The following is a 23,014-nucleotide window of genomic DNA, read 5'->3' on the forward strand; positions in this document are numbered from 1 at the left end:
TGACGGTGGAGATATCTCGCCACAAACAAAAAGGGCGGCCTCGCGGCCGCCCTTTTGCATTCTCAAATGATGCGACCTTACTCCGCCGCGAGCTTCACGTCCGGCGCGGCTGCGCGCACTTCGGCGTCGACCTGGGCTTCGAACTTGGCAAAGTTCTTCTGGAACATGCCGACCAGCGCGCGGGCGGTCTTGTCGAACTCGTCCTTGTCCTTCCAGGTGTTGACCGGGTTGAGGATTTCGCTCGGCACGCCCGGCAGCGCGGTCGGAACCGCGAAGCCGAAATATTTGTCGGTGCGGAATTCGACGTTGCGAAGCGAACCGTCGAGCGCCGCGGTGAGCAGCGCGCGCGTCACCTTGATCGGCATGCGCGAGCCCGTACCATACTTGCCGCCGGTCCAGCCGGTGTTGACCAGCCAGCAGTCGACATTGTGCTGGGCGATCAGGTCGCGCAGCATGTTGCCGTAGACGGATGGATCGAGCGGCAGGAAGGGCGAGCCGAAGCAGGTCGAGAACTCCGGCTGCGGCTCGTTGCCGAGACCGCGCTCGGTGCCCGCGACCTTGGCGGTGTAGCCGGAGAGGAAGTGATACATCGCCTGCGCCGGCGACAGCTTTGCGATCGGCGGCAGCACGCCGAAGGCGTCGGCGGCGAGCATCACCACGTTCTTCGGCTGCGGCGCGCGGCCGGTGCGCGAAGCGTTCGGGATGAAGTCGAGCGGATAGGCCGACCGGGTGTTCTCGGTCTTGGAGCCGTCGTCGAAGTCCACCACGCGGGTGTCCTCGTCGAGCACGCAGTTCTCGAGCACCGCGCCGAAGCGCGTGCTTGCGGCATAAATCTGCGGCTCGGCTTCCTGCGAAAGCTTGATGCACTTGGCGTAGCAGCCACCTTCGAAATTGAAGACGCCGTTCGGGCCCCAGCCGTGCTCGTCGTCACCGATCAGGGTGCGGTTCGGGTCGGCCGACAGCGTGGTCTTGCCGGTGCCGGAGAGGCCGAAGAAGATCGCGGCATCGTCCTTGGCGCCGACATTGGCCGAGCAGTGCATCGGCATCACGCCGCGCTCGGGCAGATAGTAGTTCAGCGTGGTGAAGACCGACTTCTTCATCTCGCCGGCATAGTAGGAGCCGCCGATCAGCACGATCTTGCGGGCGAAGTCGATCGCGACGACGTTCTCCGACTTGCAGCCATGGCGCTTCGGATCGGCGCGGAAGCTCGGCATGTCGATGATGGTGAGCTCGGGCGTGAAGGTCGACAGCTCGATCGCCTCGGGGCGGATCAGCAGCGTGCGGATGAACAGCGAATGCCAGGCGAGCTCAGTGAACACGCGGGTCTTGATCCGGTAGGCCGGATCGGCGCCGCCGTAGAGGTCCTGCGCGAACAGGCTCTTGCCTTCGGCGTGCTTGAGGAAGTCCTGATAGAGCGTCTCGAACTGCTCCGCGGTGATCGACTGGTTGCCGGCCCACCACATCTTCTTGTCGGTGGTGGCGTCGCGCACCGTGAACTTGTCCTTGGGGCTGCGGCCCGTGAACTCGCCGGTGTCGGCGCACAGCGCACCGTCGGCAGACAGCACCGCCTCGCCCGCGGAGAGCGAGTATTGATAGAGTTGCGGCGCGCCGAGGTTCCAGTGAACCTGTTTGAGATTCTTTAAGCCGAATTTGTCGGCGCCGAAGGCACCGTTGCGCACGCCCGTCTCTTGCACGAAAAAATCCTCCTAGAACCCGCGACACATAGCGCGACCAAGCTTTGGCGCCATCGCAGTCACCGTGAATAATAGGCCATCCGGCCTAGGTTGGGCGACCTAATACTGATGAACGCTGGCGTTGCCAAGCCGATCCCGCAGGATTTGGTTTATTCAAGGACCGCGCCAAACGTCGCGCATGTCTGCTCTGAGCAGGTGCATCAAAAAATCACGAATGATCGCGCAACCAAATGCGCGTTTCGACGTTATCGGGGGTTATTGCGACGCACAATTCCCTGGGCGGTCTATCGTACGTCTCCCTCGCCGATCAGTGCGAACGGTCCCCACATCGCAGGATAGGCGTTGCGCGGCGACGAGGCGTCGTCGAGATACGTCAACATGGCGCGGCGCAACGCTTGGGCACGACCGATTCCTGGTTCGTTTTTGAGCAGAGCGAATGTCGACGTGGTCAAGCGGGTGGCAGCTTCCGAATCCACTGCCCAATGCGAGACCAGGAGCGCGCGGGCACCGGCATAGAAGAACGAGCGCGCCAATCCCGACAGGGCCTCTGCGCCGGGCTTGTCGCCGGCGATGGTGTTGCAGGCCGACAGCACCACCCAATCCGCATTGAGCTTGAGCTGGGCGACTTCGCTCGCCGTCAGCAAACCGTCGTCCAGCTCCGTAGGCTGATCTGGAATGGAGAGCGCAAGCGAAGGCTCGCCCAGTCCCTTGACGTCGCCCGCAACGAGGCCGTGGGTGGCAAAGTAAATGATGCTGTATTGAGCAAGCGCTGCACGCTTGAGCGTCGTTTCGCTGGCGTCGCGGCCAAGATGGATATCGACATCGCCTGCGCCGACATCCCTGGCCACCGCGTTCAGTTCGTCGGCAGTGTCAGGCAGTTGCGGCAGCGCTTGCGCAAGCCGCGCACGATCGACGCCGGCGCCGCGCCAGAAGTCGGTATAGGCAATCGTCGCGATGCTGCGCGCGGCGACCTTGCCGCTTGCGGCGCGACGATCGGCCGGCCCTTCGGCTGCAGGGTTGAACACAGGATCGCCAAAGCCGGTCATTGGCTTGACGCCCTGATCCTTGCGCGCAAAGGCCCGCAGCGATTTCAGGCTGATCACCGACGGCAGCACCGAGACGGCCTGACGCCGCAACAGCCAGGCGGCGTTGCGATAGCCTTCGAGCTTGTCCGGGATCGCAGCTTGCGGCTTCTCGGTGACGAGCAGATGAAACGGCAGTGCGGTCAGTGCGGCCGAGGGCACCACCAGCAGGCTGCGCGTGTCTTTCGTCAGCGCTTCGACCGGGCCGAGCAGCGCGACATAGAGCTCATTGGCGAGCGCGAGGTCAAACAGGCCGGATTTGCCGGACGCATCGTGTGCCTTGCCGACGTCGAGCCCTTTGCGGAACGCCGACACTTTCTGCGCCAGCGCGTCCGCGCCAAGCGGAATCTCCTTCCAGTCGACGCCCTCGCGCGTGATCGCGATGACATAGCCCTGCTTGTCCACGACGGAATAGATCGTCATCGCCTCGTCGGCCGACAGCAACGGCTGGATGTCCTTCACGCCGAGCGGCAGCGGATTGGACAGCGAGGCATAGTCGGGAAACTCGACGGCGAGCGTCTTCTGCAAGCCGGCGCGCTCGCTCGCGATCGCCGCGATCCGCGCGCGGCTGCGCTGCTCGGCCGCGACGTCGCGTTGCGCGGCTTGCTTGGACACCGCCGTAATGATCGCCTTGTCGAGCGCCTCGGCCTCGGCCGCGAGATCCTGCTCCTTGCGCACGAGCTCGGCGAGCCGGTCGCTGCCGGCCGCAAGCCGCACCGCGAGCTTGTTCACGGCGGATGCGGCGGACGATTGCGTGCCGCGCTGGATCGCGGCCAGCGCTTCGTCGAGGGCCTTGTCGTCGGAGAGGAGCTGCTGCTGCCGCGCGGAAAACAGGATCGGCAGCACCACACGCAGCTGCGCGCGGCCGCTGCGAAGCGTCCTTTCCGCCAGCGGCAAGGCATCGGCAGTGCGCCCGGAGACATAAAGGAAATAAGCGAGATTGCTGGTCGAGGTCACGACGTCAGGATGGTCCGGCCCAAGCGCGCGCTCGCGGATCGCAAGGGCGCGCCGGTAGAGCGGCTCGGCATTGGCATAACGCTGCTGGTGCTCGTAGAGCCCGGCGAGATTGTTCAGCGAACGCGCGACGTCGGGATGATCCGGACCCAGCACCTTTTCGCGGATCGCGAGCGAGCGCTTGATCGGCGCCTCGGCATCCGCATCGCGGTTGAGGTCGCGATCGACCTGACCGATGTTGTTCAGAACCGTGGCGACCGCGGGATGCTCGGGCCCGGCGGCCTTCTGATAGATCGCGAGCGCGCGCTGGAACAGCGGCTCGGCGTCCGCAAAATGCTCCTGCTTCACGTAGAGCGTGGCGAGATTGTTGAGGGCCTGGCCGACATCGGGATGCTCGCGCGACAGCGCCTTTTCGCGAATGGCCAGCGCACGCTTGAACAGCGGCTCGGCTTCAGTGAAGCGGCCCTGCCGCTGATACAGCGCGGCGAGATTGTTCAGCTCGGGCGCGATCAATGTGGTGTCGAGGCCGAGCGACTTTTCCATCAGCGCGATCGCGCGCTTGTAGATCGGCTCGGCGAGGTCGTCGCGGCCCTGGCCGGCATAGACCTGGCCGAGATTGTTGAGCGCGGCGGAGAGTTCGCGGCCGTCGTTGCCCTTCTCCAGGCTCGCCACCATGGCCTGCGCCAGGGGCAGCGCCTCCGCATATTTGCCGGCCTGGTTGAGCGCGTTGATCCGCGCGCCCTGTGCGGCGAGATCGGCCTTCTGGGCAAGACCGGGGGTGGCAAGCGACGTGGTGATCGCGAGCGCCAGACCCGCGGCCAACGCCAAACGACGATGCGTCATGAACCCTCTCGCTGCCAATCCCGAACCGCTCACGGTGTTGGGTCGCAGCGATCGGCAGCGGCGTTCAATTTTGGCGCGGCTCCTCCACCTTCGCGCGCGCCTCGCCGGCAAGGCGAACCAGCATCTTGCGCAGCGCCGTGCCGCTGGTCACCCGCTCCGGGAAGTCCAGCCGCAGCGCGGTCTGGCCGTCCTGCATGTCGAGGCCCTCAGGGTCACAGCCGGTGCAGCGCCAGTCGCCGGCGGCGGCGCCGAGCAGCCTGGTCGCGTAAAGGCCCATGGCGTCGCGGTGGTCGGCATTCATGTGCTCCACGGCCCCCTCCTCCGCCGCCATCAGGTCCTCGGCGCCGCTGAGATCGGTCAGGAACTGCTCCGGCTTGAGGTCGACGATCCGGCCGAAGCCGGCCACCAGATGGGTTCCTGTGGGCCGGATCCTGAAGAACGAGAAGTCCTTAAACGAAACAAAGGCTTCCGCCGACGGGTGCGCATTCAGATACCGCCGTTCGAGAAGATCCTTCTCGGCACCGGCCTGCTCCGCCCGGCCGGACAACATAATCCGGGCGCCCTCCAGGGGATCGCCGGCGGCGCGCTCATCCAGCATCAGGGAGACCCGGCTATCTGCCAGGATGTTCCTGGTGTGCACGGCCAATGCGGAGATCAGCAGGATCGGCGAGCCATCCGGGTGGCTCGCCAGATTGACCAGGGAACAATAGGGATCGCCGCTGCCCACCATCAACGTTGCGAGAGCGCCCTGCCGCGACCGCCTGAGCAGCGACTTGGCGAGCTTTCCGGGGTCGAAATCGGGGGTCGGTTGCATGGGCTTTCTCGGCTCAGGTGGTTGCAAGGGGGGTCTTTTTTCGGCTAAACGGGGGTCTGGTTATGGGTCGGGATGCGGCGAATCTGCCGTGTTTCGTGGAACTTGGTCACACTTCAGCCCAGCTTGCATTGCTCGGTGACAAAGTTCGAACGCCAAGTTCGGGACCCATGTATGCGGCGCATCACTGGATTGCTCGCCGTTTCAAGCCACGACCCAAACGGAAAGCAGAAAGCAGAGGCTCATGCCCACAATCGCTTTGGTCGACGACGACCGCAACATTCTCACATCCGTCTCGATCGCGCTGGAAGCCGAAGGCTACCGCATCATGACCTACACCGACGGCGCTTCCGCGCTTGACGGTTTCCGCACCACCCAACCCGACCTCGCCATCCTCGACATCAAGATGCCGCGCATGGACGGCATGGAGACGCTGCGCCGCCTGCGGCAGAAGTCCGACCTGCCGGTGATCTTCCTGACCTCCAAGGACGAAGAGATCGACGAGCTGTTCGGCCTCAAGATGGGCGCCGACGATTTCATCCGCAAACCGTTCTCGCAGCGGCTGCTGGTCGAGCGCGTCAAGGCGGTGCTGCGCCGCTCGGCGCCGAAGGACCCGACCGTAGCGCCGAAGGAGAACGACGCCAAGGCGCTCGACCGCGGTCTTTTGCGCATGGATCCGGAACGCCATACCTGCACCTGGAAGAACGAACCGGTGACGTTGACCGTCACCGAATTCCTGATCCTGCAGGCGCTCGCGACCCGGCCCGGCGTGGTGAAGAGCCGCAACGCGCTGATGGACGCCGCCTACGACGACCAGGTCTATGTCGACGACCGCACCATCGACAGCCACATCAAGCGGCTGCGCAAGAAGTTCAAGGTGGTCGACAACGAGTTCGAGATGATCGAGACGCTGTACGGCGTCGGCTATCGTTTCAAGGAAGCCTGAGGCGGCAGGGCACCTTCGCGAATGTCCGGAGCATTGCCGGTTCTGGTTCCATCGGAACCGGGATGACTCTAGAATGCGGGGACCGTCGCACGAGCTGTCCTAACGCGGGCGTAAGCATTGCTGGACCGAACGCAGCCTGACCCGAACCAGAGCGCCGAGGATATCGCATCCGACGGCGTTCCAGTGCACGTCGCCGAGGACAAGCCGGCTGCGCAGGGCTGGCGGCCGCTGAACTGGCTCAAGCGCGCCGGGCAATTCTTCTTCGCGCTGTCCTTCTCGAGCCTGACCCGCCGCATCGTCTCGCTCAACCTCGCCGGCCTCGTCGCGCTGGTGGCGAGCATCCTCTATCTGTCGCAATTCCGCGCCGGCCTGATCGACGCGCGCGCGCAGAGCCTGCTGGTGCAGGCTGAGATCATCGCCGGTGCGATCGCGGCCTCCGCGACGGTGCAGACCAACGCCATCACGATCGACCCCGACCGGCTGCTCGACCTCAAGCCGGGCGAGACCTATGGCGGGTCGGACGACTATTCGCCGCTGGATTTTCCGATCAATCCGGAGCGCGTCGCGCCGGTGCTGCGCACGCTGATCTCGCCGACCAAGACGCGCGCCCGCATCTACGATCCGAACGGCAGCCTGCTGCTCGACAGCCGCAACCTCGAGAACGTGCTGCGCTTCCCCCTGCCGCCGCTGTCCGCCGAGAAGCCCGGCGTGGTCGAGCGCGGCATGGTCGCGGTGCGCACCTGGCTGAACCGCGGCGACCTGCCGCTCTATCGCGAGCTCGGGCCCGAGAACGGCAATGGCTATGCTGAAGTGGGCGACGCGCTCCAGGGCCAGAAGCGCTCGATGGTTCGGGTCAATGCGCGCGGCGAGGTGATCGTCTCGGTCGCGGTCCCCGTGCTGCGCTCGCGCGCCATCCACGGCGCGCTGATGCTGTCCACCCAGGGCGACGACATCGACCAGATGGTCACCGCCGAGCGCCTCGCCATCCTGAAAGTCGGCGGCGTCGCCGCCGCGGTCATGATCATGCTGTCGCTGCTGCTGGCCAGCACGATCGCAGGTCCCGTACGCCGGCTCGCGGACAGCGCCGAGCGCGTCCGCCGCCGCATCAAGACCCGCGTCGAGATTCCCGACTTCACCCGCCGTCGCGACGAGATCGGGCATCTGTCCGGCGCGCTGCGCGACATGACCAACGCGCTCTACAGCCGCATCGAGGCGATCGAGATGTTCGCCGCCGACGTCGCGCACGAATTGAAGAACCCGCTGACCTCGCTGCGCTCCGCGGTCGAGACGCTGCCGCTGGCGCGCAACGAGAACAGCCGCGCCCGCCTGCTCGAGGTGATCGAGCACGACGTCAAGCGGCTCGACCGCCTGATCTCTGATATCTCCGACGCCAGCCGGCTCGATGCCGAATTGCAGCGGCAGGACGCGATTCCGGTCGATCTGCGCCGCCTGCTCGGCACGCTGGTCTCGGTCGCCAACGAAACCAAGCTCGGCCACGACGTCGCGGTCGAGGCGCGCTTCGAGGGGCGCGGGCCGACCGACACGTTCGCCGTGACCGGCCATGATTCACGGCTCGGGCAGGTGGTCTCGAACCTGCTCTCCAACGCGCAATCCTTCTCGGAGGCCGGCAGCAAGGTGCGCCTCACCTGCCGCCGCGTGCGCGGTGAAATCGAGATCGTGGTCGACGACGACGGCCCCGGCATCCGTGATGACGCGCTGGAGCGCATCTTCGAGCGCTTCTACACCGACCGTCCGCATCAGGGCTTTGGCCAGAACTCCGGCCTCGGGCTCTCGATCTCCAAGCAGATCGTCGACGCGCATGGCGGGCGCATCTGGGCGGAGAACCGCCCCGGCCCCGCGGACGAGGACGGCGCGCCGACGGTTGCCGGCGCGCGCTTCGTGGTGAGGCTGCCCGCGCTATGAGCGACGGCGGGCCCAGCGTGCACGCCTCCGCGGTCAAGGTCGGGAATCTGGCAGTGCTGATCCGCGGACCGTCGGGCTCCGGCAAGTCGCGCCTTGCCTTCGATTTGATCATGGCGGGGCGCGCCGGCGTGGTCGAAAGGGCCGTTCTGGTCGGTGATGACCGTGTCCATCTGGCGACAGTCGGCGACGAAATTGAAGTCCGCCCCGCGCCGCCGCTCGCCGGCCTGATCGAGATCCGGGGCCTCGGAATCCGCCGCTGCGACTTCGTGGAGCATGCGACCGTCGGCCTCGTGGTCGATCTGGCCGCCGCGGACGCGGAACGCCTGCCGCCGGCCGAATCCCTGAAAACTAGCATTTTAGGTGTCGAAATACCGCGAATCCCTGTTAGCCGCGATTATTCGCCCCTCCCACTGGTTGTTGCGGCCTTGACCACTACCAAGAGTTCATCTTCCGTTAATCCCTCAGGCGATTGTTTGAAGGGAAATGGTAACCATATGAACCCCACTATCGCGACCGAATAGACCGGCGCAGCTCCCCTCATCCATCCGTCTAAGTTCAGGGAGATACGCAACATCCCCTCTTGCGCAGGGGCTCTGGATGGTCAAAGTGGCGCGTTCGTGCGGTGCACCAAAAGCGCCCGCGAGGAGTTTTCCGATGATTGGTCTAGTACTTGTGACCCACGGGCGCCTTGCCGACGAATTCAAGGCAGCGCTTGAACATGTCATGGGCCCACAAAAGCAAATCGAAGCGATTACGATCGGCGCTGAAGATGATTCCGATCTGTGCCGAAGCGACATCATCGAGGCGGTTAACCGCGTCGATTCCGGCGACGGCGTTGCGATCCTCACCGACATGTTCGGCGGCACGCCATCCAACCTGGCAATATCCTGTATGAGCCGGCCGAAGGTCGAGGTGCTCGCGGGCATCAACCTTCCGATGCTGGTGAAGCTCGCCAAGGTGCGTGAGGAACGCGCGCTGCCGGACGCGATCGCGATGGCCCAGGAAGCGGGTCGCAAATACGTCACCATCGCCAGCCGCGTGCTCGCCGGCAAATGAGCGACGACGCGCCGCAAGCCGGGTCGGGCGTGCCCGCGGGCGCGATCTCCAAGGAGCTCCTCATCATCAACAAGCGCGGCCTGCACGCACGCGCCTCAGCGAAATTCGTCCAGGCGGTCGAGCGCTTCAACGCGCAAGTGTGGGTGACGCGCGGCGGCGAGACCGTCGGCGGCACCTCGATCATGGGCCTGATGATGCTCGCTGCGGGACCCGGCACGACGATCACGGTCGCTGCGGCCGGTGCAGATGCCGATGCCGCGCTCGCGGCGATCACGGAGCTCGTTGAAAGCAAGTTCAACGAGGAGGGGATTTAGCGCCCTCCCGCCATGCGCTCAGCGCCGTAGGGTGGGCAAAGGCGCGACGCGCCGTGCCCACCATCTCTCGACAATCGCGACAGAAGTGGTGGGCACGCTTCGCTTTGCCCACCCTACGGCACCTTCGGTCACTTCGCCGGCGGCGCGATGTAGATGTTCCAGCTCATCGACGGGCCGGCCTTGCCGTGAACGAAGCGGCGCGTCGTCATCACGATGCGCTCGGCGTTCGGCGCAGTCTCCGACACCCATTTCTCGAACGCCGGCAGACGGCCGTCGGTCGGATCGAACACGCCGATGAAGCCGTAGGTCTTGACGTCATCGCGCGAGGTCAGCCCGGAATCCCAGGCCTCTAACGGCAGCAATGCGGACGGATGGTCCGGGCTGTAGAACACCAGCGGCTGGATCTGTTCCATCGTGCCGGCAACGACGGCCCAGCGCGAGCCGAAGCGGGTGTGCCAGGCCTGGGTCAATTCGCGCGCGAGCTCCGAGCGCGCGCCATAGATCGCTGCGTTGCCGGCATTGGCCGCCATCTCGCGCGCGGCGATCCAGGGCGAGGCGGCAAGCGTCGCAACGCTGAGCACGAGCCAGATCGCGACGATGTTGAACAGGGTCGCGCTCTGCACCCGCAGCGCGGGGATCGCGACCAGCGCCAAGGGCACCAGGAAGAACAGCGAGATGCCCCAATCGGTCTTCATGTAGATGCTGAAAACCAGTGCGCCGAGCGGCGGGCCGACCGCGACGATGATCTGGATGATCCAGACATTCAGCGCCTGCGAGACATTGACACCCGGATTGGCGCCGCGCGCCCAGGCGCGGGTGACGATGCGCGAGGGCGTACGCAGCAGCAGCTTGCGCCACGGCGGCACCCACGCCATGGCGAGCGCGGCGAGCGCGACGGGAAGCGCCAGCAGCGCGACATTATGCAGGGCATAGCCGGCCACCAGCTGATGCACGAGGCGGCTGTCCTCGAGGCTGTAGGTGTCGCCGGCATAGGTCAGCGGCACGAAATGCACCTCCGCCAGCCAGACGATGTGCGGGATCATCGCCACCACCATCGTCGCGATCGCCACCCACGGCGCCGGCGACAGCAGGAACCGCAGTCGCTCCGGATGGATCAGCGCGGCAAGGCCGATGGCGCCGATCATGGTCAGCACCCAGTATTTGGTCATCAGCGCCAGCGCGCCGGCAAGGCCGAGCCAGATCCCGGACTGCCAGCTCCTTTTCTCGAAGGCGTTGAGATAGGCGAACACGAGGAGCGGCAGCGTGACGAGCTGGAGCAGGTCGGGGTTGTACTTGAAGCCCTTGAAATTGAAGATCGGGTAGAGCGCGACCATCACCACGACCAGGAACGCGCGCCGTGCGTCCACGACGCGCAAGCTCAGCAGCCAGCAGATCACCATGCCGATGCCGACGGTCGTCATGGCCAGCGCATAGGTCGCCCAGTCCGTCGCCGGGAACACCTTGAACCAGAGGCCGGCGACCCAGCCCGACAGCGGCGGGTGCTTGCCGTAGCCCCACAGGAATTTCTGGCCCCAGCCCCAGGCTTCCGCGACGTCCATGTGAACGTCCTGCGCTGCCTTGAGATTGATCAGGATGAAGGTCCAGAGCACCGCATGCAGGATCGCGAGCTGGATCACCAGCCACAGGCGGGCCTCCGGCCGGACCGCGCTGGCAACCAGCCAGGCCCGGAAGCGGTTGAAACTCACCCAGGTCTTCGCGCGGGCTCGGCCAGATGGGATTGAGGTCGTCGACATCAGCCGTTGCGTAGCGCGTTTTGGCCCGTCGTGGAATCAGCTTGGCGTGAAGAAAGGCCCTGAAAATACAGCAATATGGTTGCCGCACGGGGATGTGAGTGGTATCCCGCGCCCATGACGACCGTCCCCATTTCCAACATCCGCAATTTCTCCATCGTCGCCCATATCGACCATGGCAAATCGACGCTGGCCGACCGCCTGATCCAGATGACCGGCGGCCTCACCGACCGCGAAATGGCGGGCAAGGAGCAGGTGCTCGATTCCATGGATATCGAGCGCGAGCGCGGCATCACCATCAAGGCGCAGACGGTTCGGCTCGCCTACCGCGCCAAGGACGGCAAGGACTACATCTTCAACCTGATGGACACGCCCGGCCATGTCGACTTCGCCTACGAAGTCTCGCGGTCGCTGGCGGCCTGCGAGGGTTCCCTGCTGGTGGTCGACGCCAGCCAGGGCGTCGAAGCTCAGACGCTCGCCAACGTCTACCAGGCGCTCGACAACAATCACGAGATCGTTCCGGTCCTGAACAAGGTCGACCTGCCGGCCGCCGAACCCGAGAAGGTCAAGCAGCAGATCGAGGACGTCATCGGCATCGACGCCTCGGACGCGGTGATGATCTCGGCCAAGACCGGCCTCGGCGTTCCCGACGTGCTGGAAGCCATCGTCACCCGCCTGCCGCCGCCGAAGGGCGATCGCGATGCGACCCTGAAGGCGCTGCTGGTCGACAGCTGGTACGACGTCTATCTCGGCGTCGTCGTGCTGATCCGCGTCGTCGACGGCGTCATGAAGAAGGGTAGCCGCGTCCGCATGATGGGCACGGGCGCCGCCTACGACGTCGAGCGCGTCGGCTTCTTCACGCCGAAGATGACGCAGGTCGACGAGCTCGGCCCCGGCGAGATCGGCTTCATCACCGCCGCGATCAAGGAAGTCGCCGACACCCGCGTCGGCGACACCATCACCGACGACAGGAAGCCTGTCACCGAAATGCTGCCGGGCTTCAAGCCGGCGATCCCGGTGGTGTTCTGCGGCCTGTTCCCGGTCGACGCCGACGATTTCGAGACGCTGCGCGCCGCGATGGGCAAGCTGCGCCTCAACGACGCCAGCTTCTCGTTCGAGATGGAAACCTCCGCGGCGCTCGGCTTCGGCTTCCGCTGCGGCTTCCTCGGCCTCTTGCACCTCGAGATCATCCAGGAGCGGCTGTCGCGCGAGTTCGATCTCAACCTGATCGCGACCGCGCCGAGCGTCATCTACAAGATGAAGCTGACCGACGGCACCGAGCTCGAGATCCACAATCCCGTCGACATGCCCGACGTGGTCAAGATCGAGGAGATCCAGGAGCCCTGGATCGAGGCGACGATCCTCACGCCCGACGAATATCTCGGCAGCGTGCTGAAGCTGTGCCAGGACCGCCGCGGCGCGCAGAAGGAGCTGACCTATGTCGGCGCCCGCGCGATGGTGAAATACGATCTGCCGCTCAACGAAGTGGTGTTCGACTTCTACGACCGCCTCAAGTCGGTCTCCAAGGGCTACGCCTCGTTCGACTATCATCTCACCGACTACAAGCCGGCCGACCTCGTCAAGATGCAGATCCTGGTCAATGCTGAGCCGGTCGACGCACTCTCGATGCTGGTCCACCGCACCCGCGCCGAGGGGCGCGGCCGCGCCATGGTCGAGAAGATGAAGGAGCTGATCCCGCCGCACATGTTCCAGATCCCGATCCAGGCGGCGATCGGCGGCAAGGTGATCGCCCGCGAGACGGTCCGCGCGCTGCGCAAGGACGTCACCGCGAAGTGCTACGGCGGCGACATCACGCGCAAGCGCAAGCTTCTGGAGAAGCAGAAGGAAGGCAAGAAGAAGATGCGGCAGTTCGGCAAGGTCGACATCCCGCAGGAAGCCTTCATTGCCGCGCTGAAGGTGGATAGCTGAGGCTGCTGCCCGGACCAGTTTTGACGTAACGAGACTGGTCAGGCCCGGCCATCCGTGGCCGGAAAACAAAAACCGCGAAAACAACCCCATGCACAGTAGCCGGCCCCTTGTCGGCATTGCGCTTTTCGAATTTTCGATTTTACGAAATCGATTTGACCCGTCGGGCAAAACAGGGGCATGATGGCATCATGGCAGCGGGTGCGACGCGGGCGCCCCTCAGGAGGCACCGGAGGCAACATGCCGAAGGCCTGAGTGATCAACATCACAGATCCAATACTTGCCTTTCGGCAGGCTCCGCATACGCTGCGCACGTGATGTTCGGGGCTGCGATGGGCGCATTTCGCTGGTTTTCATTGTTATTTGTCGTCTGGCTAACCTGCGGTTCGGCGCACGCCGAGCGCCGCGTCGCGCTCGTTATTGGCAATTCGGCCTACAAGAGCGTGCCGAGGCTTGCGAACCCGGTGAATGATGCCGCCCTGGTCGGTGGCATGTTCAAGAAGGCCGGGTTCGACAGCGTCGACGTCAAGCTCGACCTCAGCGTGGTCGATATGCGCAAGGCGCTTCGCGAGTTTGCAGGCAAGGCTCGCGAGGCGGAAGTCGCCGTCATCTATTACGCCGGCCACGGGATCGAGTTGGACGGCAACAACTACCTGATCCCGACCGATGCTGCCCTGGAGACGGACAACGACGTGTTCGACGAGGCGTTTCCGCTCGACCGAGTGTTGTTTGCCATCGAACCGGCCAAACAGCTCCGCCTCGTCATTCTCGACGCCTGCCGCGACAATCCCTTTGCCAAGACAATGAAGCGCACGGTTGCCGCCCGCGCTATCGGACGTGGTCTTGCCAAGGTCGAGCCGACCAGTTCGAACACCATGATCGCCTACGCTGCGAAGGCGGGCTCGACCGCCTCCGATGGCGACTCGAAGAACAGCCCGTTCGCGGCCGCGCTCGTCGAGCGTCTGCCCACACCGGGCCTCGACCTGCGCAAGGCCTTCGGCTTCGTGCGCGACGATGTCCTCAAGAACACCGGCTACAAGCAGGAGCCGTATGTCTATGGTTCGCTGGGCGGTGACGACGTCCCCCTGGTCCAGGCCAAGCCGGCAGCCGCATCCGGGCCTCAGGCGAGTCCCGATGACGCCGTCCGTCGGGATTATGAGCTCGCGCTGCAGATCGGCACGAGAGAGGTTTGGACGGCTTTCCTCGCGAAGTATGCCGACGGGTTCTACGCCAGCCTGGCCAAGGGGCAATTGAACCGAATCGCAGCAGAGGAGACGCGCGCCGCCGCCGCCGATAAGGCGCGGCAGGCCGAAGACGAGAAAGCGCGGCTTGCGGCGGAGCGGGCCAGGAAGGCGGAGCAAGATAGGGCGGCGGCAGCCGCCAAGGCCGCCGAAGATGCGCGGATTGCGGCTGAGAAGGCCAAGCAGGTCGAAGAGGCCAAGGCCGCCGCGGCCGAGCAGCGCAGGAAAGAGGCCGAGGCCGCAGCAGCCAAAGCGCTCGCCGACAAGCAGGCAGCCGAGAAGGCTCTTGCGGACAAACAGGCCGCCGACAAAGCCGCTGCCGAGAAAGCCGCCGCAGAGCTGGCGGCGAAAAAGGCTGCCGAGAAGCCGGAAGGCGCGGGTGGCGAACAGAAGGTCGCGGCGCTCGCGCCGCCGTCGGCGCAGCCTGCCATGTCACCCCAGGAGGTCGCGAAATCGGTGCAGTCGGAATTGCGCCGGGTCGGGTGCCTGACTGCGTCGGCTGACGGTGACTGGAATGCGACGTCGCAGCGCTCGCTGACGCTGTTCAACAAGTATGCAGGAACGAAACTCGACGCCAAGCTCGCCAGCTTCGACGCGCTGGACGCCATCAAGGCGAAGCCGGGCCGGGTCTGCCCGCTGGTGTGCGACCATGGCTTCAGGGCCGACGGCGATGCCTGCGTCAAGATCACATGCCGCGCCGGCTCCCGCGTCAACGACGACAACGAATGCGAGAAGATCCCGGAGAGGAAACCCACGGCCGCGCGCGAGAATGCAAAGGGACGAGACGAGCAGCGCAAGCAGGTTGAATCGGCACCGACCAAGCCGCAGAGCACCGGCCAGATGGTTTGCAATGCGGCGGGATGCCGCCCAGTACGTCCGGGATGCAAGCTCGGCTATGCAAGGTCCGGGCAGGGCGTGACGGTCGCTGAAGGGACCCGGGAAGTCTGCAATTGAGGCGACGGGGATAGACTTGCGGCGATGAAAGAGATTTCTCCGCTGGATAGCGAGCGCTTCGTTCCAACTCTCGATGATCGGGCGTACGGAAAGCCAGTGTCCGCGTTTCCTAAAGCGGTGACACAGCGCCTAGTCGGCTCTTGGCCACCGCGTCGGCGAGCGCAACGCAGCGGCTTGTCCGGAGCCCGGCGCAAGCCGGAGGTCGCCGGCTGAGGGGTAAACCGACGCGGTTGCCCCCAAGCCGGCTATTCCCCGACTGTTCAGTTCCTGTCAGGTGCTCCGCCCGGAAAGCCGACGACGCCCGTCAGGGACCTCCATCTCGTGCCCCCGCGCGGCTTCACGACGTCTTCTGCTTCGCTTCGACGTATCGCGCGAAGTTGTCGAGGATCGCCTGCCAGCCGCCTTGCTGCTGCTCGACCGAGTGGGTCGGCTCGCTATCGAAGACAACGCGGACGACAATGCCATTCGAGCCCGGCACGAACTCAACCTCGGCCTTGCGATCGCCGAACGCATATTCGATCAGCTTGTGTTCGACGATCTTGGTGTAGGTGCCGGCGAAGTCAAAGCCCATGCTGCCGTCCTTGGCCTCCATGCGAGACGAGAAGATGCCGCCTTCTCGCAGGTCGACCGTCGCCTTGGTCGTATGCCAGTCGTCGGACGCCGCGTTCCACTTCACGATGTCGGCAGGCGTCGTATAGGCACGCCAGACCTGATCGATGGGGGCTGCCACGGTGGTTTCGACGGTGATCCTCATGAACATTGCTCCTGGTTCGATTTTGACGGTCGAGGTGACGGCATCACTGACGTGTGCGAGGTCCATCCAAGGACGATCGAGACTGGTCCGTGCCGACATGGTCGTGTCGTGAATGTCCAGAAAAAGCAAACCCGTCACACTGAAGGGCGAGCAAATGCGCGGTCATGAGGTCCAAGGCGCTGTCAGATCATTGCCCGAGCTGTTGAAGCACGGCGGACCACAACGCAAGCGGCTCCCTGAGGGCTCCCGGTTCGGACGGCTTCTGGCGAACGGCGGTGTGCACCATGACGAGCTTCGAGGCCGGATCGACCAGGATGACCTGACCGCGGATGCCGAGCAGGGCAAATCTGCGCTGCTCGCCGGGCAGGAGCCACACCTGATAGCCGTAGCCGAAATAGGGTGTGGCCACGCGCGGAGCGAGATGACCGTCGTCTGGCCTGACGGTCGTGGCATCCAGCAGCCATTGCCGGGGGATCAACTGACGGCCTTCCCAGGCGCCGTCATGCGCGAGCAGCCGGGCGAGGCGCGCATAGTCGCGCAAGGTTGCGTTGAAGCAGCAAAAGGCGATCTCCTGCCCGCTGCCGTCGATCGCCCATGAGGCATCCGCTTCGGTGCCGATGGCATCCCAGATCCGGTCGTGGAGATAGTCGGCAACCGGCGTGCCCGTCGCGGAGCGCAGGACCAGGCCCAAGATCTCGGTTTCCACACTGGCATAGTGCCATCGGGTCCCCGGCGGTGCGGTTCTTGTATTGAATTGTGCGACGACGGCGGCGGGATCTTTCGGCTCTTCAACGAACAGGGCTCGCCCAAGCCGGGCTATGTCATCGTGCCCGTCATAGACCTCGGAAAATTCGACGCCCGACGACATGTTCAGCAGGGCCCGGATGGAGGTGTTTCCATATTCCGTTCCCGCAAGGCCGGAGACGTAGGTCGAGACGGGGTCGTCGATCGACTTGATCCGTCCCTCCGAGACCGCGATCCCGACCAGCATGCCCACCAGCGTCTTGGCCATGGACTGCGAGAGAAAGCGGTCGTGGTCGGTCCGCGCATATTGATAGTGCTCGTACAGGATTGTGTCGTCCCGGGCGATCAGGAGTCCCGTCACCGGGTTGCGTTTGAGGTAATCCGCGATGCTCAGCCGTTCCGTACCGAAACTGTAGGCGATCGATGGCTCCGGCGCGCGCTTGAACTGCCAGGGCGCCGTCGCCCGACCGATCGGGCGCGAAGGATAGATCTCGCCGAAATGGCTGTAGACGCCGACGAGCTTGTCGAGCTGGGTGGTGGTCCCCCGCGTGCCGACCGGATAGCCGGACGCCGCGCCGTAGAGCTCGGCATCGGGGCCGCTCTCCGAAAAGACCGGTCCCGCCTCGCCGGGAAAGCTTCGGACGTCCTGTGCGCAGGCCAGGGGCGCCCAGAGCGCGGAGGCGAGAATGACAGGCAAGAAAAGCCCCCGGCAACCGCGGGGCTTGCTGAGTGCTCCCCAATTCATCGTACTTGTCTCCTCACACATTTTTGTTTGTGTGCGTTTATGAGAACAACCTCGCAGACCGGTGACGGGAGGCATGCTATCATTACGGGTAGACGGTGTCAGCATGTGGCCCATCGCCGACGTCGGTCGAATTCTGCGCTTCAGATGACAGACCTCTCGCGCCACCGAGACATCCATCATCCGATCGCGAAATCAGCCGCTGTCTCGGCGTGGATCGCCGTCGTGTCGAACGTCTCGACCGTCGTGTCGCCCTGCCCGACCAGCATCGTGATCTCGGTGCAGCCGAGGATGATGCACTCTGCACCACGGGCGACCAGCGCCGCCATCACCTCCTGATAGCGGCAACGCGAGGGGGCGGCGACGTTTCCAAGGCACAGCTCGTCGTAGATGATGCGGTTGACGTCGGCCCGCGCCTCGGCGGGAGGAACCAGGACGTCGAGATCATGCGCGCGCAGCCGGTCGATGTAGAAGTCTTCCTCCATCGTGAACTTCGTGCCGAGCAACCCGACGCGCCGGTATCCTTTGGACCGGATGCGCTGTGCCGTTGAGTCGCCGATATGGACGAAGGGAATGGTCAGCTTCGCCACGATCTCGGGCGCCAGCTTGTGCATCGTGTTGGTGCACAATACGATCGCCCGCGCGCCGGCGCTTTCCAGGCGTTGCGCGACCTCGGCGAGGCTGCTTGCGGCCTCCTGCCAGCGGCCGGCGTACTGCATCTCCTTGATCTCCTGAAAATCGTAGGAATACATCAGCAACGGGGCCGAATGCAGCTTGCCCATGCGGTCGCGGACACGCTCGTTGATCAGCTTGTAATAGAGCGCGGTGCTCTCCCAGCTCATGCCTCCGATCAGGCCAATGGTTCGCATCCCGGCGTCTCCCAAAACTCGCTCGATGGATCGTAGACGAAGACGCGGACGCTCGCCATGACGCGATTGAACCAGCCGCAAGTCCGGCTACACCAAACAAGGTCGTGCCACTGCAATAGCCGCCGTTTCTCGCAGATGGATGCGCGATACGGATAAAGCGGGTGCATGCATGCGGTTTTTCCTGTGTGAGATCGTCGCCCGAATCGTCGCGATCTATCTGTGCGTCGATTGCAGCCGCATGCTGCGCGACGGCTATACCGAGAGGCAAATCAGGGCCTTCAGTCCCGATCTCGTGGACTGGCTGCTGGACTGGTCGCGGCAGGTTTTCCAGAGGGACACCGCGCCGGTCCAGTACTGGATGGAAATGGGCCATCAGGCCATCTGCCTTTTGGCGTGCCTCGTCGTCGCGATCTTCGGGTGGTGGCTGCCGAACGACTGAGCGTCGGGCGATGGCGTTCCGGGACCGCAACCGACCTCGCCCTGGGGCGAGCGAGCGCGGGCAATCTTGATCCTCCCTGCCAAATAGACCACCATCGCTTGTCTTACCGCTCACGGCAGAATGGGCGAGGAAACGCAGATGAACGCAACTCGCGGGTTTGGCCTGGTTGAGCGGGCGCGGGCCATCGCACCACTGATCGCTGGCGAGGCCGACGAGATCGAGCGGACGCGGCGACTGACGCCGGCCGTCGTTTCAGCGCTGGTCGAGAACGGGCTCTATCGCGCGCTGCTGCCGCAGAGCCTTGGCGGCGCCGAGGTTCCGATCGAAGGCTTCATGCAGATGCTGGAGGAGATCGCGAAGGCGGACGCCTCCACGGCCTGGTGTCTCGGCCAGTGCTGCGTCTGCGCGATGATCGCGGCCTCGCTCGACCGCGACACCGCGCACGAGATCTTCAACACACAGCCGGGCATCCTCGCCTGGGGTGCGATCGCACATGAGGCGCGCGCGGTCGAGGGCGGCTATCGCGTCACCGCGCGCTGGGATTTTGCCTCGGGCTCGCGGCAGGCGAACTGGCTAGGGGCGCATGTCCGCATCGCCAGCGCGGACGGCGTGTCGCGCAAGAATGCCGACGGCTCGCCGGAGGTGCGCACCATCCTGTTTCCGGCAGAGAGCGCCGTGCTGCACGACGTGTGGCAGGCGATCGGGCTCGCCGGCACCGGCACGGATTCCTATGAGGTGAGCGACCTCTTCATCCCCGAGCGCTTCACCGCGTTCCGTGACGTGCCGTCGGCGCTGCGCGAGAAGGGACCGCTCTACAGGATCGGCACCGGCTCGACCTTCAGCCTCGGCTTTGCCGCAGTGTCGCTCGGCGTGGCGCGCGCCACGCTGGATGCGGCGATCGCACTGGCGCGCGGCAAGCACCAGTCGCTGGCGGCAAGCGCCATGCGCGACAACCAGTCGGTTCAGGGCCTGATCGGCCGCACTGAGGGCGACCTTCGCGCCGCGCGCGCCTATCTCCATGCGACCGCAAACGCGATGTGGCGCGATCTCAGCGCGACCGGTGAATTCAGCGCGGCGCATCGCAGCGCGGTTCGCCTCGCCGCGACCTGGACCATCCACCAGTCGGCCAAGGTGGTGGACGCCGCCTACCACATGGCCGGCGCCACGGCCGTGTTCCGCAGCAATCCGTTCGAACGGCGGTTCCGCGACATGCACGCGATCGCGCAGCAGATCCAGGCGCGCGACACGCATTACGAGGATGTCGGGAAGGCGATTTTGGCGAGCGAGTGAGGCGGAGTGATAGCCGCAAGGCCGGTGCGCTCCCTCCCCCGCTTGCGGGGTCGCGACGAGCTTCGCTCGCGCTGAGAGGGTTGGGGAGAGGGTGGCTCCAGAATCGAGAACCCCCAAGAGGAGAGAACCCTCACCCGCGCCTTCGGCGCGACCTCTCCCGCAAGCCGGAGAGGTTAACCGAGAGAGTGGCGCGTCCCTTACATTGGGAATTCACGGTGAGCTGCGAAGAATGGCCAGAGGAGCATGACGATCACGCCACCATCGCGGCGTCTTCCTCGTCGGCGGCATCGATGCCGCGCTGCGCGGCGAGCAGGCTGATGATCTCGATATTGGGGCGGGCCTTGCTGAACAGAAAACCCTGGCCTTCGTCGCAGCCTTCGGCCCTGAGGCAGCTCAGCTCGGCCTCGGTCTCGACGCCTTCGGCGGTGATGGTGACGCCAAGACCTTTGCCGAGGCTGACGATGGAGCGGATGATCGCCTGGGCCTCGCGGTTGGCCCCGAGATCGCGCACGAAGGACTGGTCGATCTTGATCTTGTCGAAGGGGAAGCTGCGCAGATAGCTGAGGCTGGAATAGCCGGTGCCGAAATCGTCCATCGAGATGCGTACCCCGAGCGCGCGCAGCGCATGCAGCGTCGCCAGCACCTGGGCGCTCTTCTCCAGCAGCAGCGTCTCGGTGATCTCGAGCTCCAGCCGCCGCGGCGGCAGGCCGGAATGTTTCAGCGCGTCCGTCACCATCGAGAGCAGGTTGCCGCTGCGGAACTGGAGCGGCGACAGATTGACGGCGACGCGGACGTCGTCGGGCCAGGTCGCGGCGTCGAGGCAGGCGCGGCGCAGCATCAAGCCGCCGAGCGGATTGATCAGGCCGGTTTCCTCGGCGACGGGGATGAACTCCGCCGGCGAGACCATGCCGCGCTCGGCATGCGGCCAGCGCACCAGCGCCTCGAAGCCGGTGATGCGGCCGCTCGAGAGGTCGATCAGCGGCTGGTAGTATGGCCGCAGCACGTCGTTCTGGATCGCGTCGCGCAGCTCGACCTCGATCTTGCGCCGGCTCTGCGCTTTCGCATGCAGCGCCGCCTCGAAGAAGGCGAAGGTGCCGCGCGCGTCCAGCTTGGCGCGCGACAGCGCCATGTCGGCGCTCTTGAGCAGCTTTTCGGAATCGTCGCCGTCGGCCGGCGCCATCGCGATGCCGATGGAGGCGCCGATCACCACGGAATGGCCGTCGAGCAGATAGGGATCGGCGATGGCCTCCAGCAGGCGCTTGGCCAGCATCACCGCGTCCTCGGGACGGGTCAGCCCGCTCTGCACGATCGCGAACTCGTCGGAATTGAGCCGCGCCAGCGCGTCCTCTTCGCGCAAGGTGGAGCGCAGCCGCTTGGCGACACCGCGCAACAGCTTGTCGCCGACGGCGTGTCCCAGCGTCTCGTTGACCGCCTTGAAATTGTCCAGCCCCAGCATCAGCACCGCGACCTTCTCGGAACTGCGGCGCGTGTGCAGCAGCATCTCGTCGACCTGCTGGCGCAGCAGGTTGCGGTTCGGCAGGCCGGTGAGCCCGTCATGCTGGGCCATGAAGGCCAGCCGCGCCTCGGCGCGCTTGCGCTCGGTGATGTCCATCAGCGCGAGCAGCACCGCGGGCCGCTCGGCATAGGTCAATTCGCGCGAATAGATCGCAAGGTCGATCAGCGCGCCGTCGGCCTTGACATGCTTCCAGGTGCGTGCGGCCTGCTCGTCGCTGGAGCGGTCGGTGGTCCAGGGCGGCTCGCTGTCGAAGGCCTGCAAGGACCGGATCTTCAGCTTCTCGAACTCGGTGCGGCTATAGCCGTAATGGGCGACCGCGGCGTCGTTGACACCGAGGATGCGCTCGTCGTCGAGCGCACAGACGATCATGGGGACGGGATTGCCGTCGAACAGCAGGCGGAACGAGGCCTCGCGCTGCTTCAACTCGGTGATGTCGACGCGCAGGCCGACGACGCCGCCGTCGTCGGTGCGGCGCTCCTCGATCAGGATGACACGGCCGTCCGACAGCGTCTGCTCGTGACGTGCGCCCGGCTGATAGAGCTTCTCCAGCCGCTGGGCGATCCACTCTTCCTCGTGGCCTGCGGCTTCCGGATAGTCGCCGCGGGCGACGCCGACGCGCAGCGTGTCTTCGAGGCGCGCGCCCTCCGCGAACAGATCGGCGGTCTTGCTGTAGATCTCGGAATATTGCTTGTTCCAGAGAACGTAGCGGCCTTCGGGGTCGAGAATCACGATGCCCTGCGGCAGCAGGTCGACGGCCTGGCGCAGCCGTTCGTGCGATTTGCGCGCCTCGATGATGGCCGCTTCGGCTTCCGCGCGGCTCTGCACGAGTTCGTCGTGCCTGGCGGGCCGATGCGAGGCGCGCGCGAAACGCGGCTTGCGCGGCCGCTCGCCGGCCGCAGCACGCACGTTGCGCTTTCGCTTTCCTGGTTTTCGAGACCCCAAACTCAACTTCACATGTCCCAGTCGCGCCCTGCGGCCGCAAGTCTTGAGGCAGTCTTGGGGCAAGTGTCTGAAAAAAAAGTAATCTTCGCCGGCACCGCGGCTCGCATGCACCCGCAGCCGTGCCTGTTTGCGAGGCGTGAAAGCCTCGGCGGGCGCAGCAAACCCGTTTCGCCGTCGCAATCGGACGGCGCGCTGACGCAAAATTGCGCGCGCGCTTGAATCA

The 23,014-nt window shown here is 65.2% G+C and carries 17 protein-coding genes; 9 read left to right on the top strand and 8 right to left on the bottom strand.

The genetic code is table 11. From position 1 onward, the window contains the following. Positions 1-77: 77 nt before the first annotated feature. From BJA_RS41315 to BJA_RS41325, 3 genes are all read right to left on the bottom strand, one after another. A complete protein-coding gene (locus BJA_RS41315; RefSeq protein WP_011090863.1) occupies positions 78-1,694 on the bottom strand; it encodes a phosphoenolpyruvate carboxykinase in 1,617 nt (538 codons plus the stop codon). Positions 1,695-1,978: 284 nt separating this feature from the next. Further along, entirely contained in the window at positions 1,979-4,573 is a 2,595-nt protein-coding gene (locus tag BJA_RS41320; protein WP_038967710.1) for a CHAT domain-containing tetratricopeptide repeat protein, read from the bottom strand. Positions 4,574-4,637: 64 nt separating this feature from the next. Further along, positions 4,638-5,387 (bottom strand): HugZ family protein, encoded by a 750-nt coding sequence (locus tag BJA_RS41325; RefSeq protein ID WP_011090865.1) that lies wholly within the window; start codon positions 5,385-5,387, stop codon positions 4,638-4,640. 241 nt (positions 5,388-5,628) lie between these two features. Between BJA_RS41325 and BJA_RS41330 the strand changes: the two genes are divergently transcribed. The 5 genes from BJA_RS41330 (at position 5,629) to BJA_RS41350 (ending at position 9,623) form a co-directional block, all read left to right on the top strand. Continuing rightward, positions 5,629-6,330, top strand: a complete 702-nt coding sequence (locus BJA_RS41330) for a response regulator transcription factor (RefSeq protein ID WP_008542552.1) — start codon at positions 5,629-5,631, stop codon at positions 6,328-6,330. Between the two features lie 117 nt (positions 6,331-6,447). Further along, positions 6,448-8,253: a sensor histidine kinase gene (locus BJA_RS41335; protein WP_028175918.1), complete on the top strand. Its 1,806-nt coding sequence runs from the start codon at positions 6,448-6,450 to the stop codon at positions 8,251-8,253. Then, complete coding sequence (locus tag BJA_RS41340) at positions 8,250-8,774, top strand: HPr kinase/phosphorylase (RefSeq protein ID WP_011090867.1); 525 nt, start codon at positions 8,250-8,252, stop codon at positions 8,772-8,774. The genes BJA_RS41335 and BJA_RS41340 overlap by 4 nt, the downstream gene beginning before the upstream one ends. A 133-nt stretch (positions 8,775-8,907) precedes the next feature. Beyond that, entirely contained in the window at positions 8,908-9,309 is a 402-nt protein-coding gene (locus BJA_RS41345; RefSeq protein WP_011090868.1) for a PTS sugar transporter subunit IIA, read from the top strand. Continuing rightward, positions 9,306-9,623, top strand: coding sequence for an HPr family phosphocarrier protein (locus BJA_RS41350; protein ID WP_011090869.1), 318 nt, complete (start codon positions 9,306-9,308; stop codon positions 9,621-9,623). The genes BJA_RS41345 and BJA_RS41350 overlap by 4 nt, the downstream gene beginning before the upstream one ends. A 128-nt stretch (positions 9,624-9,751) precedes the next feature. On the opposite strand, the gene BJA_RS41355 is transcribed toward BJA_RS41350, so the two are convergent. Further along, complete coding sequence (locus tag BJA_RS41355) at positions 9,752-11,377, bottom strand: glycosyltransferase family 39 protein (protein ID WP_011090870.1); 1,626 nt, start codon at positions 11,375-11,377, stop codon at positions 9,752-9,754. A 114-nt stretch (positions 11,378-11,491) separates the two neighbouring features. Between BJA_RS41355 and lepA the strand changes: the two genes are divergently transcribed. Continuing rightward, positions 11,492-13,303: a translation elongation factor 4 gene (gene lepA, locus BJA_RS41360; RefSeq protein WP_028175920.1), complete on the top strand. Its 1,812-nt coding sequence runs from the start codon at positions 11,492-11,494 to the stop codon at positions 13,301-13,303. Positions 13,304-13,632: 329 nt separating this feature from the next. Beyond that, positions 13,633-15,495, top strand: a complete 1,863-nt coding sequence (locus BJA_RS41365; protein ID WP_038967705.1) for a caspase family protein — start codon at positions 13,633-13,635, stop codon at positions 15,493-15,495. A gap of 337 nt (positions 15,496-15,832) precedes the next feature. Here BJA_RS41365 and BJA_RS41370 read toward each other — a convergent pair whose 3' ends face one another. From BJA_RS41370 to BJA_RS41380, 3 genes are all read right to left on the bottom strand, one after another. Further along, positions 15,833-16,249, bottom strand: a complete 417-nt coding sequence (locus BJA_RS41370; RefSeq protein WP_038967708.1) for an SRPBCC family protein — start codon at positions 16,247-16,249, stop codon at positions 15,833-15,835. Positions 16,250-16,436: 187 nt separating this feature from the next. After that, positions 16,437-17,690, bottom strand: a complete 1,254-nt coding sequence (locus BJA_RS41375; RefSeq protein ID WP_038967704.1) for a serine hydrolase domain-containing protein — start codon at positions 17,688-17,690, stop codon at positions 16,437-16,439. A 224-nt stretch (positions 17,691-17,914) separates the two neighbouring features. Further along, entirely contained in the window at positions 17,915-18,604 is a 690-nt protein-coding gene (locus BJA_RS41380) for an aspartate/glutamate racemase family protein (protein WP_011090875.1), read from the bottom strand. Positions 18,605-18,773: 169 nt separating this feature from the next. Here BJA_RS41380 and BJA_RS41385 point away from each other — a divergent pair, with 169 nt between their 5' ends. Continuing rightward, complete coding sequence (locus tag BJA_RS41385) at positions 18,774-19,043, top strand: hypothetical protein (RefSeq protein ID WP_038967703.1); 270 nt, start codon at positions 18,774-18,776, stop codon at positions 19,041-19,043. A 138-nt stretch (positions 19,044-19,181) separates the two neighbouring features. Beyond that, positions 19,182-20,333: an acyl-CoA dehydrogenase family protein gene (locus BJA_RS41390; RefSeq protein WP_038967707.1), complete on the top strand. Its 1,152-nt coding sequence runs from the start codon at positions 19,182-19,184 to the stop codon at positions 20,331-20,333. A 250-nt stretch (positions 20,334-20,583) separates the two neighbouring features. Here BJA_RS41390 and BJA_RS41395 read toward each other — a convergent pair whose 3' ends face one another. Further along, positions 20,584-22,755, bottom strand: coding sequence for an EAL domain-containing protein (locus BJA_RS41395; RefSeq protein WP_038967702.1), 2,172 nt, complete (start codon positions 22,753-22,755; stop codon positions 20,584-20,586). Positions 22,756-23,014 lie beyond the last annotated feature (259 nt).

The sequence above is a fragment of the Bradyrhizobium diazoefficiens USDA 110 genome, assembly GCF_000011365.1.
Taxonomy (GTDB): domain Bacteria; phylum Pseudomonadota; class Alphaproteobacteria; order Rhizobiales; family Xanthobacteraceae; genus Bradyrhizobium; species Bradyrhizobium diazoefficiens.